This window comes from Flavobacterium sp. KACC 22758 (genome assembly GCF_028736135.1).
GTDB classification, from domain to species: domain Bacteria; phylum Bacteroidota; class Bacteroidia; order Flavobacteriales; family Flavobacteriaceae; genus Flavobacterium; species Flavobacterium johnsoniae.
The window spans coordinates 4,418,442-4,434,141 of record NZ_CP117878.1; the positions used below are offsets into that span (position 1 = coordinate 4,418,442).

Sequence of the window (15,700 nt, forward strand, 5' to 3'; positions counted from 1 at the left end):
TTTTTAAAATTCTAGGTTAAGTCCAACTAAAAATGTTCTAGCTACCGGATATCTTCCGTTGTCAATTCCTGATAAAAGCACATTTTGATTAAATGAACCAATCTCAGGATCATAACCTGAATATTTTGTAAACGTATACAGGTTTTGAGCAGATCCGTACAATCTTAATCTTGATATTTTATATTTTGAAATTACATCCTGAGGTAAAGAATACCCAAGCGTAACATTTTGAATTCTTAGGTAAGAGCCGTCTTCAACATAACGATCTGAAATAAGAAGGTTATTGTTTGAAGAATTTGCAATTGGTCTAGGGTTATTACTTGCCGTATTTGCTGGTGAATAATAATCTAATGCTTCTACTAGTTGATTATCATATAATGAAGCATTTGTTGTACCTGCTCTTTTCGTTAAATTCATAACATCATTTCCGTATGATCCCTGAAGGAAAATAGAAAGGTCAACATTTTTGTATTTGAAATTGTTAGTGAATCCATAAGTGAATTTTGGATGCGGGTTTCCGATGAAAGTTTTATCATTAGCATCAATTTTTCCGTCACCATTTACATCTACGTATTTAACATCACCCAAAGCAGTTTCTCCAGCACCCGTTCCTACAGCTTGTCCAAACTGAAGCGGTGCATTGTTTAAAACCGTTTGATCTTTAAAAATTCCGTCTGTTTTATATCCGTAGAACAATCCAATTGGGTTTCCAATCGTAGTATTGGTAACTACAACCGGCTGATATCCGTTAGTATTAACCTCCTGAGTCAATACAATTCCGTTTGCGATTTCATCCAGATTGTTTTTGTAATGAGAAATAACCAAAGAAGTATCCCAATTAAATTTCCCAGTAGATCTTAAATCGTATCCCAAAGTAATATCATATCCTTTATTACTCATTGTTCCTAAGTTAGAATACGGAGCAGAAATTCCTCCATACTGTCCGCCGCCGCCAGTAAGGTATAATGGCAATGGCACCTGAAATAAGAAACCTTTAGATTTTTTATCGTAAACATCAAAACTTGCAGAAAGTTTATTATTAAACAATGTAAAATCGATACCTAAATTCGTTTGGTTCAATGATTCCCAAACTAAATCAGGATTTGGATAATTTGATGGTAAAAACCCGCTTCCTAAACCTGAATTCTGCGCTCCTAACATAGCTGAATAACTATTGTTTGGAATCTGCTGATTTCCGGTTTCTCCGTAACCCACTCTAAATTTAATATTGTCGATATATTTACGAGTTCCTTCCATGAAAGATTCATTAGATAATTTCCAAGAACCAGAAATCGCATTAAAAACACCTTTTTGATTAGCTGTAGTTGGATCGAATTTAGATGAAACGTCCTGTCTGATAGAAGCCGTAATACTGTACTTATCATTAAAGTCATAAATAATACGAGCAAAAAGAGACGAAAGTGAAGCACTTCCTTTATATTGTGTAATCGTATTATTATCTACATCAGCTAAATTAATGGTATGAATTGAATTTGTTTTAAATCCCTGCGCCGATGCAATTAAACCTTCCCAATGAGAATCATTTGCCTCCTGACCTGCCAAAAGGGTAATTTTATGTTTGCCGAAAGTTCTGTCGTAAGTCAATAAGTTTTTAATGTTTGTAGAATACCAGTTTTGTCTTCTTACATCTAAATCTGCTAATAAATTCACCTGGCTTCCCCATGCGTATGATGGTCTAAAATCATCATTCTCAGAAAACTCTGTGTTTGCAGCGATCTCGATACGATATTTTAATCCTTTAAAAATATCAGCCTCAGCATAAATATTTCCTAAGAAATTTTTTCTAACTAATTTATTTTCTCTGGTTAATGCCTCAGCAACAGGATTATAGTAAGTAACACTTTGCTCAGAAGTTGGCGGTCCGGCAAATGAACCGTCAGTATTTCTAACCGGAATATCCGGTGCCTGCAATAAAGTATTTGAAATTAACCCAGAATAACTTTGGTTTACCGTAATTCTTTCATTTGTAATACCTCCAGTTAAATTTCCTCCCACTCTTAACCAAGATTTAATTTTTGAGTCTAAGTTTAATCTAACTGTATATCTTTTTAATCCAGAGTTTATAATAGTTCCTTCGTTATTTAAATAACTTCCAGACAAATAGTAACTCGTTCCGTCTTTAGCGCCCGAAAATGAAAGCTGGTGACTGTTTGAAATTGCGGTTCTATATACCTCATCCTGCCAGTTTGTACCGTTACCTAACAATTCAGGATGAGAAAATTCCTGACGAGTCTGAAAACCCCATTGTTTAGCCAAATTTGTTTTTAAAGTTGCATATTCTGACAGCGTTAAAACATCTAATTTATTAGCTACAGTTGCAAAAGAAGTATAGTTTTCATACGAAATTTTTCCACCGCCTTTTCTGCCAGATTTAGTTGTAATAATGATAACACCATTTGCACCGCGAGATCCATAAATTGCAGTTGCCGAAGCATCTTTCAAAATATCCATCGACTCAATATCATTTGGATTAATCATAGATAACGGGCTCATTGCTGTATTACCGCTTCCTCCAGAAGCAGAAAACCCATCTTTACCTGCCAGAGTCTGGCCGCTTGTAGATTTACCAGTTGCATCTCCTGAAATTGGCACACCATCAATTACATATAAAGGTTCGTTTGTTCCGGTAATAGAAGTAGTTCCACGAACTCTAACAGACGCTGCACCACCCGGCTGTCCAGAGTTATTAGTAACCGAAACCCCGGCTGCTTTACCCTGAAGCATCTGATCGATAGAAACTTGTTTTAGATTTTCAATATCTTTTGATCTAACTGAAGATATAGCACCATTTACATCTTTCTTTTTCTGAGTTCCATATCCAATTACAACAACTTCTTTTAAGTCTTCTGAAGTTGATTTTAAAGAAATATTGATTTTTGTTCGGCCTGCAATGGCAATTCTTTGAGAGTCAAAACCAATAAAAGTTACGACCAAAGTTCCGTTTGAAGGAGCATCAATGCTGTATTTACCATCAAAGTCTGAAGAGGCAGTATTTTTAGATCCAACAACAGAAATGTTGGCTCCGGGAATTGTCATTCCCTTATCATCAGACACTATTCCTGTTATTTTAACCTGGGCAGTAATAAAATTACTAGTCAACAGCAAGAATAAAATCAAAGGAACCGCTCTGTGGTTAGCATTCCAATGAATAAAGTTAGTCATTAGTTTTTTCATAATAAATGTTTGGTTAGTTTAAATTTGTTTTAATCATAATTAAGCAATAAAAGTGGTGTGATTTATCTTCTAAATTATTTAACAAATCTATAACACAACGAAACATCAAATCGATAGTATTACATCATTTAATGATAATATTTTTACTATATCAGCCTAAAAAAACATATATCAAAATAAAACCATGTAAAAAATACATTATTCGCAATGACACAACTTTAATCCTCAAAAATTATGCATAAAAAGTAACGAAATCAGCAAAATCAAACGATTTCGTTAAAAATAATATTTACTTGTGCAAAAAAAGTATCATTATAATATACGTTTCAATCCAGAAAAATCTTCTCTGTATTGGCTTGGTGTACAATTTTTAATAGCCTTAAAACTGCGGTTGAAGTTCGCAATATTATTAAAGCCGGATTTAAATGCAACTTCAGAAACACTCATATCTTTCTCTACAAGCCAGCGCGCAGCATATCCAATCCTGATATCATTTATATAATTGACAAAAGTTTTTCCGGTGCGCTTTTTTATAAATCGGTTAAAAGAAATAATCGACATACTGGCAACATTCGCTACATCTTCTAAAGTAATTTTTTCAGCAAAATGTTTTTGCACATATTCATATACCAGTTTCATTTTATCATAATCATCAAACTTATCATAATCTACTGTATAAGTAGAAAGCAGTCTTTGATTTCTTGAATTGGCAAGATCATATAATAAGGAAGTAATTTCTAAGAAATAATCAATACCATCCAGTTTAGAAAGCCTCACAAGCCTTGGCGTCAATTCTTCGGCCACTTTTTTAGAAAATAAAATCCCGTGAATCGAACGATTAAACATATCGCGAATTGGATTCATAATACGTCGAGCAAGCAAAGATTCATGAAATAAATCATTATGAAACTGAATCGTAATTTCATGTATTTTTTTATTTGTACACTTATTCAGTTCCCAGCCGTGATATAAATTCGGACCAATTAAAACCAATTCGACGTTATCAATTTCTTCAATATTATCTCCCACAACACGCCTTACTCCTTTTCCATTTAAAATAAAATTAATCTCAAATTCAGGATGATAATGAACCGGAAAATCAAAACTGTCTTTTACTCTGTCAAAAACCAAAAAACTATCTCCGGCAGAAAGCGGCGCGATCTCTCTATAAAAATTTTTAGCTGTACTCATTTTCTTAGAAACTGTTTTAGCAAAATTAGATTTCTTTTTTCCTGCAATAATATGATATATAATTGATAAAATAATATTGATTAAGCTATAAACATACATTTATCTTTGAAAAATAAAATTATCAACTTTACAAAAACAGTATTAATAATAAACAATAATCATTTTTAATACTTAACCTTTTTATAGTTTTAATAATTTTATCAGGAAAACAATACTGAATTACAAATAGACAAAAACAGCATTAATCAAGATCTGCAAATTTCCGGCAAAATAGCAGAAATACGCTGAAAAACAATATTTTCACAAAATGAAAAAATACTTTTATACACTTTTAATCACTGCTTTTATAGGAACTTCCTGTTCTGCCCAGCATAACAATAGTAATACGAATTTGTCACTTTCAGATAAAAAAGCAACAGCCGAAACCGTTCTTCTGTATAAAAACCTAAACAAACTGGTGCAAAAAGGATATCTTTTTGGGCATCAGGATGACCTTGCTTATGGCGTAAACTGGAAATACGAAAACAACCGAAGCGATATTAAAGATGTTACCGGAGATTATCCTGCAGTTTACGGCTGGGACATTGCAGGCTTAGAAAAAGATGATGCCAATAATATAGACGGCGTTCCTTTCGAAAAAATGAAACAATATATTATCGAAGCCAATGAAAGAGGCGGTATTTCAACCATAAGCTGGCATTTTGATAATCCCGCAACAGGAAAAAATGCCTGGGACAATACTCCAAATTCACTAAAAACAATTTTACCAGGAGGCGAAAACCATCAAAAATTTACTTCATGGCTTGATAAAGCTGCCAATTTCTTTCTTTCGTTAAAAGACAAAAAAGGAAAAAACATTCCAATTCTTTTTAGACCTTATCATGAACTTACCGGAGGCTGGTTTTGGTGGGGAAAAGGAAATTGCACTTCAGAAGAATTTAAAACAGCCTGGAAATTTACTTTTGAATACCTTCAGAAAAAAGGCGTTCATAATTTAATTTATGTATACAATACGAGCAGTTTCAATACAAAAGATGATTTTCTGGCAAATTATCCCGGTGATGATTTTGTCGATATTATAAGCTTTGATTCTTATCAAAACAATAATGATAAAGACGGACAAAAATTTATTGAAGAAGTTCAAAAACAATTGAAAATCATCGATGAAATTGGTCATGAAAAACACAAATTAACAGCCATTGCCGAAGCAGGTTATGAAGCTGTACCAGATCCAAAATGGTGGACAGGAACTCTCTCTAAAGCCATTGGAGATTATAAAATATCCTATGTTTTATTGTGGAGAAACCACGGCTGGCAGGAAAACGAAAAGAAAATGCATTATTATGCTCCCTTTAAAGGACAAGTAAGCGAAAAAGACTTTATTGAATATTACAATCTCGACAAAACCCTTTTTGAAAAAGACATAAAAAAAGCTTTAAAATAATTACCAGACTCAAAAATCAAAACCTTAAAATAACCACTCAATGCACGACAAAATTAGTTTAAAAGAAAAAATTGGTTACGGACTTGGAGATGCCGCTTCATCAATGTTCTGGAAAATCTTTAGTATGTATCTTTTGTTTTTCTATACCGATGTTTTCGGACTAGCACCTGCCATAGTAGGAACTATGTTTTTGATTACCAGAATTTGGGATTCCTGCTTTGACCCAATTGTTGGCATCATCGCAGACAGAACCAAAACGAAATGGGGAAAATTCAGACCTTACTTATTATGGGTTGCCGTGCCTTTTGCTGTGATTGGTGTTTTAACTTTTTATACACCCGACTTTGACGAAAAAGGAAAAATAATCTATGCCTATGTAACGTATTCTTTAATGATGATGATTTATTCCTTAATCAACGTTCCATACGCATCACTTTTGGGCGTAATGTCGTCTGACAGAAAAGACAGAAACACTTTATCCTCTTACAGAATGGTTTTTGCCTTTGGCGGGAGTCTTTTAGCACTTTGGCTGATTGAACCTCTTGTAAATTATTTCGGCGGAAGCCTAAATTCTAAAACCGGCTGGCTCGCTACTATATCTGTTTTTGGAGTTATTACAACTGTATTCTTCTGGGCCTGCTTTTTCTTTACAAAAGAAAGAGTAAAACCTATCGAAAACGAACAATCAAACTTAAAAGAAGATTTAAAAGATCTTTTAAAAAATAAACCGTGGTGGATTTTATTAGGAGCCGGAATCGGGACTTTGGTTTTTAATTCCATCAGAGACGGCGCTGCTGTTTACTATTTCAAATATTATGTAAGCAGTAATGTAAATTTTGACTTTTCGCTTTTTGGCACCGATTTTCACATGACACCAACCTCAATTTATTTGGTTTTGGGGCAGGCAGCCAATATTATCGGAGTTATTATTGCGACACCAATTGCGAATAAAATTGGTAAAAAGAAAACCTTTTTTGGCGCTATGGCAATCGCAGCCATTCTAAGTTTAATTTTCTATTTCTTTGGAAAAGAAGATGTATTCCTAATCATGAGTTTTCAGGTTTTAATCAGCATTTGTGCCGGCTGTATTTTTCCTTTAATCTGGTCAATGTACGCAGACAGCGCTGACTATTCTGAATGGAAACAAGGACGCAGAGCCACAGGATTAGTTTTCTCAGCTTCATCAATGTCACAAAAATTTGGCTGGACCATTGGAGGAGCCGGAACTGGATGGCTTTTAGCATATTACGGCTTTCAGGCCAATGTTGAGCAGACTGCCGTAACCCAAAACGGAATTCAATTAATGTTAAGCATACTTCCTGCAATCGCAGCCTCAATATCAGTCGTTTTCATTTTATTCTATCCTTTATCCGAAGAAAAACTACAGACAATTGAACAAGATTTAAACGAAAAAAGAGACCACGCAAACTAAAAAAATAAATCAGATACCGAAATCAAAAAATATGACAACAATATCCTCTTCAACTACTTTTCAAAATCGAAAAGCAGCATTAGAAAAAGAACATAAAACATTAATCGAGCAAAAAAATGCACCGCAGGAAAATGCCGGAAACGGAATTTACCAGCGTTATCAAAATCCTGTGGTTACCGCATCACATGTTCCGTTAAACTGGCGTTTTGATCTAAACGAAAAAACAAATCCGTTTTTACAGGAAAGAATCGGGATGAATGCCGCTTTCAATGCCGGAGCCATGAAATGGAATGGAAAATACCTTTTGGCAGTTCGCGTAGAAGGCATTGACAGAAAATCATTTTTTGCCATTGCAGAAAGTCCAAACGGCGTAGATAACTTCAAATTTTGGGACAAACCGTGTGTAATTCCACAAACCGAAGAACCAGACACCAACGTTTACGATATGCGTTTGATAAACCACGAAGACGGCTGGGTGTATGGTATTTTTTGCACTGAAAGAAAAGATCCAAAAGCTCCAAAAGGCGATACAAGTTCGGCTGTAGCCAATGCAGGAATCGTACGCTCAAAAGATTTAATAAACTGGGAAAGACTGCCGGATTTAATTTCGAATACAGGACAGCAGCGAAATGTAGTTTTACACCCTGAATTTGTAAACGGAAAATACGCCCTTTACACACGCCCACAAGACGGTTTTATTGATGTGGGTTCTGGTGGCGGAATTGGTTTAGGATATGTTGATGACATGAAAAATCCTGTTGTAAAAGATGAAAAAATCATTTTTGGAAAACAATATCATACCATTTATGAATTAAAAAACGGACTTGGCCCTGCTCCTATTAAAACGGAAAAAGGCTGGTTACATCTTGCACACGGAGTTCGTAACACCGCCGCAGGATTACGTTACACTTTATATATGTTCATGACTGATTTACATGATATTTCGAAAGTAACTCACGTTCCCGCAGGTCATTTTATGGGTCCGGAAGGTATCGAAAGAGTTGGCGACGTATCGAATGTTTTGTTCTCTAACGGATGGATTGAAGATGAAGACGGAACCGTTTATGTGTATTACGCATCATCAGACACAAGAATGCACGTTGCCGTTTCTTCTGTAGAAAAATTAGTCGATTATGTTATCAATACTCCGGCAGATACTTTTATTTCAGCAGGTTCTGTTGAAACGATAATCAATCAAATTGAAAAAAATAACGCAATATAATAGAACGTGCCAGCAAATATAAAACAGCTTAAATCTGAATTGACAGCCGAACTTGACTCGATTTTAAATTATTGGTCAAAACATACGCTCGATAATCAAAATGGAGGTTTTGTCGGGCAGATCGATTTCAACGATCATATTATTGCTAATGCCGAAAAAGGTTCCGTTTTGAATTCCAGAATTTTATGGACATTTTCATCCAGTTATCAGATCACAAAAAAAGAAAACCACAAAGAAATTGCAAAAAGAGCTTTTGAATATCTTTTAAAATATTTCTACGATCCTGAATTTAACGGACTTTTTTGGAGCATAAATGCTGATAAAACACCAAAAGACACTAAAAACCAAATCTATGCCTTAGCTTTTGCTATTTATGGATTATCTGAATATTATGTTATTTCTCAAGATCAAAAAGCTTTAGAAACTGCTGTTAATTTATACAAAAGCATACAAAAATACAGTTACGATCCTGTAAACAAAGGCTATCTCGAAGCTTTTACACGCGATTGGCAGCCCATTGAAGATTTACGTTTAAGCGACAAAGACGCCAACGAAAAAAAGACGATGAATACACATTTGCATATTATTGAAGCGTATGCCAATTTGTTTAAAGTCTGGAAAGATGAAACACTCAAAAAAGACAGCATCGAACTATTAGAAACAATAGAAAAACATTTTATTAATACCGAAACCGGACATCTTCGTTTGTTTTTTGATGAAAACTGGATCGAAAAACCAGACGTAATTTCATACGGACACGACATAGAAGCAGCCTGGCTTTTATTGCAATGTGCCGAAGTTTTAGAAGAGAAAAATCTAATTGCCAGTTATAAAAAACACGCTGTTCAAATTGCCGAAGTTACCAAAGAAGGATTAGATACTGATGGCGGATTATGGTACGAGTTTGAACCTAAAGAAAACGAATTAATTGCCGAAAAACACTGGTGGGTTCAGGCCGAAGCACTGATTGGTTTTTACAATGCCTATCAATTAACAGGAAATGAAGAATATCTCAAAATCGTTTTTGAGAACTGGAATTTCATTAAAAAACACATTTTGGATCATAAAAATGGTGAATGGTTCTGGGGAATTCATAAAGATTATTCACTCATCGAAAAAGACAAAGCCGGATTCTGGAAATGTCCGTATCATAACAGCCGTGCCTGTTTAGAACTTATTAACCGAATTAAAACCTAAAAAATGAAGACTGCATTTCTTAAAATAGCATTTATAAGCCTCACCGTTCTAGCATTTATAAGTTGTTCTTCTGATAACGAATCAGATCCTGTCATCATAATCGATCCGGTGGTAGAAGCAGATCCTTTAACAACTCAAAATGCTCCAACATTTATGGTCGATGCAAATGCGACAAAAGAAACTGTGGCTTTATTTTATAATTTAAAAAGGCTTGCCAAAACCAAAACGGCAATTGGCCAGCAAGATGCATTTAACAGCTTTTACCAAGATGCCGGCGGAGATTCTGACATCAAAAAAAATACAGGTTACGATCCGGCAGTTTTAGGGTCAGACTTTATGTTTATCACCGACAAAAACAATAATAACCAAGCAGATAACTGGTTTTATCAGCAGGAACAAAAAATTATAAGTGATGTTAAAGCCGCTTACGCAAAAGGAATAATCAACACGTTTAGCTGGCATTTAAGAGAACCTAACAAAGAAGATTCTTTTTATGCAGCCGATATGACAGCCGAACAAAAAGCAGCAGCTTTTAAAAGCATTTTACCTGGTGGAGCAAACAATGAATGGTACAAAAAGAAATTAGATAAAATAGCCAGCGTTATTTTAAATCTAAAAGGTTCTAATGGTGAATTGATTCCCGTAATTTTCAGACCCTTTCATGAATTTGACGGAAGCTGGTTTTGGTGGGGTGCCAGTTTTTGCACGCCCGAAGAATACAAACAGGCTTTTCAGTTTACTGTTGATTATTTAAAAAACACAAAAGGGGTTCACAATATTCTCTATGCTTTTTCTCCTGATAATTCATACACAACCGAAGCCAATTATTTAAGCCGTTATCCGGGCGATAAATATGTCGATATTATAGGAATGGATAATTATGGTGATTTCAATAACCAAGGTCAAACGGGATCTGACAAAGCAAATGCGAAACTCAAAATTCTTTCTGATTACGCTAAAGCAAAAGTAAAAATTGCAGCTTTAACCGAAACAGGTTATCGCGTTGCCAGTACAACGCCGGCCATTACAGATTGGTTTTCGACTTTATTATACAACGCTTTAACCAAAAATGATATTCAGATAAGTTATGTCATGTTTTGGAACAATAACAAAGACGGTTATTATGTACCAACCGGCTCAGTTTCTAACGCAGTAGATTTTAAAACCTACAGTTCTAAAACAAAATCAGCATTATTAAACACACTGCCGAAAATGTATGAAATGCCGAAATAATATTGTACCGCAATAGCACACAGATCAAACGGATGCAGCAGATTTTTCATTGTTGACAACTTAATGATAGATTTTAAAAGCTTATAAATAACAATCTGTTTCAATCAGTAAAATCAGCGTGCCATTAAACAGCCAAAAAAACAAACCATGAAAAATAAACTTCTCAAAACCTTCAGCTTTTCTTTAATTTTCTCCATAATTGCTTGTCAGGCGCAGGAAAGAATTACTGTAAAAGGAAATGAATTCTTTAAAGGTGATAAACCTTACGCTTACATTGGAACCAATTATTGGTACGGAAGCATGCTTGCCTCAAAGAAAATTGGCGATCGAAAAAGACTGCTTCGTGAATTGGATGTAATGAAGAAAAACGGAATTGATAATTTGCGTATTTTAGTTGGGGCTGATGGCGGAAAATACGATTTTACAGTTCGTCCTGCATTGCAATACGAGCAGGGTAAATATGATGAAGATTTATTAGACGGATTGGATTTTCTTATCAGCGAAATGAGCAAACGTAAAATGTATGCCGTTTTATACTTAACCAATAACTGGGAATGGTCTGGCGGAATGTCGCAATATTTAGAATGGAATGGTAAAGGAGCAATTCCAGTTCCGAATATTCCGCCGAATACCTGGCCTCAATTTATGTCGTATACAGAACAATTTCACAGCTGTGAACATTGTATGGAAGCGCTTAATAATCATGTAAAATTTATTATTGGCAGAACAAACGCTTATTCTAAAAAGAAATACAACGAAGACAATACCATTATGTCGTGGCAAGTTGGGAATGAACCCAGACTTTTTACGGTAGAAAATGAAGCAAAATTCACCAAATGGCTCAATAATATTGTGGATTTGATCGACAGTTTAGATAAAAATCATTTGGTTTCTACAGGTTCTGAAGGAAAAAACAGTTCTAATGACAGCATGGAAATCTTCGAAAGAACACATAAAAACCCAAATATTGATTATTTAACAATGCACATCTGGCCTAAAAACTGGAACTGGTTTAAAGCAGATAATGCCGAAGCTACAATACCAGCAACAATAGAAAATGCTGGTAAATATATTGACGACCATATTAAAGTGGCAGAAAATTTAAAAAGGCCAATCATTATTGAAGAATTTGGGCTTCCGAGAGAAAATGAAAGCTTGAATGCAGGAGCATCTTCTGTTTACAGAGATAAATTTTACAGCTATATTTTTGGAAGAGTTGCAGAAAGTGTCAAAAATAACGGCCCTTTAAGAGCTGCAAATTTCTGGGGTTACGGAGGCGAAGGAAAAGCAATTCACCCTGATGGGAAATGGAATCCCGGAGAGCCTTTCACAACAGATCCGCCGCAAGAACCACAAGGTTTAAATTCTGTATTTAATGACGATAAATCAACATTGGAAATTGTCAAAAACTACAATTTAGAATTGAAGAAAAAGTAATTTCTCCATATAAGCTGAAATTAAAATTCCGTAAGAATGATTTATATTGCAGCAACAGATTTCAATCCGTTGAATAAAAAGATCAACCTAATAGAAGAGTTCCGTAGAAACGTAACACATGATACTGCAAATAAAATGTTCCGATCCTACGGATCTCTTTTATTGATACATTTATAAATAACCGGATTAAAATCCGGCCCTAAAATATTAATCGAGCCTTAGGCTCTTTTCTAAACTGAACTTATATAACTTATATGGTTTAAAAAACATCCAGATGAAAAATGCAATTATTCTTTTTTGTTTATTATTTCTAAATCTTTCTTTTTCACAGCAAAAACAGAACTTTACTGTTAATTCTCCTGATGGAAAAATCGAAGTTACAGTTGTTGTGAGTGATAAAATTTCATGGACGATTTCGCATCAAAAAGATTTGATTCTGGCACCTTCTGAAATGTCGATGACTTTAGATGAAAATACCGTTTTAGGAAAAAATCCGGTTGTACTAAATACCAAAAAAGAAAGTGTAAATACTGAATTTGAAACACCTTTATATAAAAAGAAAACAGTTCAAAACAAATACAATCAGCTGGTTTTAAATTTTAAAAATGATTTCAGCATCGAATTTCGCGTTTTTGATGACGGCGCTGCTTATCGTTTTGTTACCAAAAAGAAAAAGAATATTACCGTAAAATGGGAAAACGTTTCTTTAAATTTCGATCAGGATTACAATACTTTAATGCCGTATGTGCGTGATTTAAGAAATCCAAAAGACCAATTTATTTCCTCGTTCGAATCGCATTACGAAAACAAAAAAATAAGCGGATTTTCTAAAGATACTCTGGCATTTTTACCTTTTTTAATTGATTATAAAAATCGTAAAAAAGCTGTTTTCCTAGAAGCAAATCTTGAAGATTATCCGGGATTATTTGTAACCAATAATAAAAACAAAACAGGTTTTGAATCTCGTTTTTCTAAATATCCAACTCAAGAAACCAACGGCGGATTCAACTACCTCAACAAATTAATTACCGAAAGAGCCGATTATTTGGTAAAAACCAAAGGAACGCGGACTTTTCCATGGAGAGCGATTGTTATTTCTGAAAATGATGCTGCTTTAGCCAATAATGATATGATCCAGAAATTAGCCGAACCATCAAAAATAAAAGATATTTCATGGATAAAACCTGGAAAAGTGGCTTGGGACTGGTGGAACGACTGGAATATTTATAACGTTGATTTTAAAGCAGGAATTAATACGCAGACATACAAATACTACATTGATTTTGCTTCTAAAAACAAAGTTGAATATGTGGTTTTGGATGAAGGCTGGAGTGTTGAAACCGACATTATGAAACACAACCCAAATGTAGATTTGGAAGCTTTAATTGCTTACGCGAAAGAAAGAAATGTTGGTATTATTTTGTGGGCTTCGTGGATGGCTTTGCATGAAAATATTGATGGCGTTTTTGACAATTATGCTAAATTGGGTGTAAAAGGTTTCAAAGTTGATTTCATTGATCGTGACGATGCTAAAATGGTAAACTCGGTTTATGAAATTGCTCAAAAAGCAGCCAATCACAAACTGATTATTGATTTTCACGGCATGTACAAGCCAACCGGAATTCAGCGAACGTATCCAAATATTTTAAATTTTGAAGGTGTAAAAGGCTTAGAAAATAATAAATGGACACCAAATGATGATGTCCCATTATACGACACCACAATTCCGTTTATCAGAATGATGGCAGGTCCAATGGATTATACGCCGGGTGCAATGAGAAATGCGACAAAAAGCGAGTTCAAACCTAGCCACTCCAACCCGATGAGTCAGGGAACAAGATGTCACCAGCTGGCACTTTACACGATTTTTGAAGCCCCTTTGCAAATGATGGCCGACAGCCCGACTGCTTTTATGAAAGAGCAGGAAAACACAGATTTTATTGCTAAAGTCCCAACGACTTTTGATGAAACTGCTGCTCTTGATGGAGAAGTTGGAAAATACGTTTCAATTGCCAGAAGAAAAGGAAATACATGGTATTTAGGCGCAATAACAAATTGGGATTCCAGAGACATTACTATTGATTTTTCTTTCCTTGAAAAAGGGAAAAAATTCCAAGCAGAAATTTTCTCAGATGGTCTTAACGCAGACAAAGCTGCAACTGATTATAAAAAAGAAATTGTTACTATTGATTCATCCACAAAACTAACATATCGTTTAGCAAACGGCGGCGGATTGGCGATGATTATTAAATAAAATTACATCCATTTTTATATAACAAACCCGACAGATTTCAAAAACCTGTCGAGTTTACTATTTAGAATCTAAACTTGACTACGACGCGTATCTACAATCCCGTGCATTCACAATTTACAACTCACAATTAAGATAAAATCTTCTCAATGGCATTCAATTCATCATGCGAAAACTCAGTATTTTGCAGACAATCAATATTATTGCATAATTGTTTTACAGAACTAGCACCAATTAAAACCGACGTAATTCGTTTATCTTTTTGCAGCCAAGCCAAAGCCATTTGTGCCAAAGACTGGTTTCTATTTTGAGCAATTTCATTCAGCTGTATTAATTTCTGAATGCGTTCCTGTGTTACCTCATCTTCTTTCAAATGTCCGTTTGGATTATGCGCTCTTGAGTTTTCTGGAATTCCGTTTAAATATTTATCTGTTAAAAGTCCTTGTGCCAAAGGCGAAAACGCAATACAGCCCACTCCTTTTTCTTCTAAAACATCTAATAATCCGTTTTCAACCCAGCGCTCCAGCATTGAATATTTCGCCTGATGAATCAAACACGGCGTTCCTAATTGTTTTAAAACATCAACTGCAGCTCTCGTTTGTTCGGCAGAATAATTACTAATTCCAACATACAAAGCTTTTCCGCTTCTAACTGCATGATCAAGTGCCATCATAGTTTCTTCAATCGGCGTTTCTGGATCTGGACGATGTGAGTAAAAAATATCAACATAATCAATACTCATTCGCTTTAAACTCTGATCTAAACTCGAAAGCAGATATTTTCGTGAACCCCAATCTCCATAAGGACCATCCCACATCGTGTAACCTGCTTTAGTAGAAATCACGATTTCATCGCGCAGATTTCCCTGAAAGTTGTGCCACAAGATTTTACCGAAATTTTCCTCAGCCGAACCCGGAACCGGCCCGTAATTATTCGCTAAATCAAAATGAGTAATTCCTTTATCAAAAGCTTCAATAGCGATACTTTCGGCATTTTCAAAATTATCAACCGAACCGAAGTTATGCCACAATCCTAAGGAAATCTCTGGAAGAAGCAATCCACTTTTCCCGCATCTGTTATATTTCATTGTTTAATTTT

11 protein-coding genes are annotated in these 15,700 nt (G+C 34.9%); 8 read left to right on the plus strand and 3 right to left on the minus strand.

Translation table 11 applies throughout. The annotated features are described in order from the left end of the window. Nucleotides 1-3 precede the first annotated feature (3 nt). Nucleotides 4-3,195 (minus strand): SusC/RagA family TonB-linked outer membrane protein, encoded by a 3,192-nt coding sequence (locus PQ462_RS18445; protein ID WP_149206458.1) that lies wholly within the window; start codon nt 3,193-3,195, stop codon nt 4-6. Nucleotides 3,196-3,507: 312 nt separating this feature from the next. Continuing rightward, nucleotides 3,508-4,386: a helix-turn-helix domain-containing protein gene (locus PQ462_RS18450; RefSeq protein WP_073408829.1), complete on the minus strand. Its 879-nt coding sequence runs from the start codon at nt 4,384-4,386 to the stop codon at nt 3,508-3,510. A 307-nt stretch (nt 4,387-4,693) separates the two neighbouring features. On the opposite strand from PQ462_RS18450, the gene PQ462_RS18455 reads away from it, so the two are divergent. The 8 genes from PQ462_RS18455 (at nt 4,694) to PQ462_RS18490 (ending at nt 14,605) form a co-directional block, all read left to right on the plus strand. Continuing rightward, on the plus strand, nt 4,694-5,830 hold the full coding sequence (locus tag PQ462_RS18455; RefSeq protein ID WP_274251106.1) for a glycoside hydrolase family 26 protein: 1,137 nt from the start codon (nt 4,694-4,696) through the stop codon (nt 5,828-5,830). Between the two features lie 40 nt (nt 5,831-5,870). After that, nucleotides 5,871-7,262, plus strand: a complete 1,392-nt coding sequence (locus tag PQ462_RS18460; RefSeq protein WP_274251107.1) for an MFS transporter — start codon at nt 5,871-5,873, stop codon at nt 7,260-7,262. A 31-nt stretch (nt 7,263-7,293) separates the two neighbouring features. Next, nucleotides 7,294-8,484 (plus strand): glycoside hydrolase family 130 protein, encoded by a 1,191-nt coding sequence (locus tag PQ462_RS18465; protein ID WP_274251108.1) that lies wholly within the window; start codon nt 7,294-7,296, stop codon nt 8,482-8,484. A 6-nt stretch (nt 8,485-8,490) separates the two neighbouring features. Then, nucleotides 8,491-9,681, plus strand: coding sequence for an AGE family epimerase/isomerase (locus PQ462_RS18470; RefSeq protein WP_274251109.1), 1,191 nt, complete (start codon nt 8,491-8,493; stop codon nt 9,679-9,681). A gap of 3 nt (nt 9,682-9,684) precedes the next feature. Continuing rightward, nucleotides 9,685-10,914, plus strand: a complete 1,230-nt coding sequence (locus PQ462_RS18475; protein ID WP_274251110.1) for a glycoside hydrolase family 26 protein — start codon at nt 9,685-9,687, stop codon at nt 10,912-10,914. Nucleotides 10,915-11,061: 147 nt separating this feature from the next. After that, nucleotides 11,062-12,351, plus strand: a complete 1,290-nt coding sequence (locus PQ462_RS18480) for a glycoside hydrolase 5 family protein (protein WP_274251111.1) — start codon at nt 11,062-11,064, stop codon at nt 12,349-12,351. A 36-nt stretch (nt 12,352-12,387) separates the two neighbouring features. Beyond that, nucleotides 12,388-12,528 carry a hypothetical protein gene (locus tag PQ462_RS18485; protein ID WP_274251112.1) on the plus strand — a complete coding sequence of 47 codons (141 nt, stop codon included), beginning with the start codon at nt 12,388-12,390 and terminating at the stop codon, nt 12,526-12,528. A gap of 97 nt (nt 12,529-12,625) precedes the next feature. Further along, on the plus strand, nt 12,626-14,605 hold the full coding sequence (locus PQ462_RS18490; RefSeq protein WP_274251113.1) for a glycoside hydrolase family 97 protein: 1,980 nt from the start codon (nt 12,626-12,628) through the stop codon (nt 14,603-14,605). Between the two features lie 127 nt (nt 14,606-14,732). On the opposite strand, the gene mgrA is transcribed toward PQ462_RS18490, so the two are convergent. Continuing rightward, a complete protein-coding gene (gene mgrA, locus PQ462_RS18495) occupies nt 14,733-15,689 on the minus strand; it encodes an L-glyceraldehyde 3-phosphate reductase (protein ID WP_274251114.1) in 957 nt (318 codons plus the stop codon). Between the last annotated feature and the right edge of the window lie 11 nt (nt 15,690-15,700).

Bases quoted from the DNA above. Each gene is read 5' to 3' on its own strand.
- PQ462_RS18445 (WP_149206458.1), bottom strand. From the start codon at position 3,195: ATGAAAAAACTAATGACTAACTTTATTCATTGGAATGCTAACCACAGA.
- PQ462_RS18450 (WP_073408829.1), bottom strand. From the start codon at position 4,386: ATGAGTACAGCTAAAAATTTTTATAGAGAGATCGCGCCGCTTTCTGCC.
- PQ462_RS18465 (WP_274251108.1), top strand. From the start codon at position 7,294: ATGACAACAATATCCTCTTCAACTACTTTTCAAAATCGAAAAGCAGCA.
- PQ462_RS18480 (WP_274251111.1), top strand. From the start codon at position 11,062: ATGAAAAATAAACTTCTCAAAACCTTCAGCTTTTCTTTAATTTTCTCC.
- PQ462_RS18460 (WP_274251107.1), top strand. From the start codon at position 5,871: ATGCACGACAAAATTAGTTTAAAAGAAAAAATTGGTTACGGACTTGGA.
- PQ462_RS18455 (WP_274251106.1), top strand. From the start codon at position 4,694: ATGAAAAAATACTTTTATACACTTTTAATCACTGCTTTTATAGGAACT.
- mgrA (WP_274251114.1), bottom strand. From the start codon at position 15,689: ATGAAATATAACAGATGCGGGAAAAGTGGATTGCTTCTTCCAGAGATT.
- PQ462_RS18490 (WP_274251113.1), top strand. From the start codon at position 12,626: ATGAAAAATGCAATTATTCTTTTTTGTTTATTATTTCTAAATCTTTCT.
- PQ462_RS18475 (WP_274251110.1), top strand. From the start codon at position 9,685: ATGAAGACTGCATTTCTTAAAATAGCATTTATAAGCCTCACCGTTCTA.
- PQ462_RS18485 (WP_274251112.1), top strand. From the start codon at position 12,388: ATGATTTATATTGCAGCAACAGATTTCAATCCGTTGAATAAAAAGATC.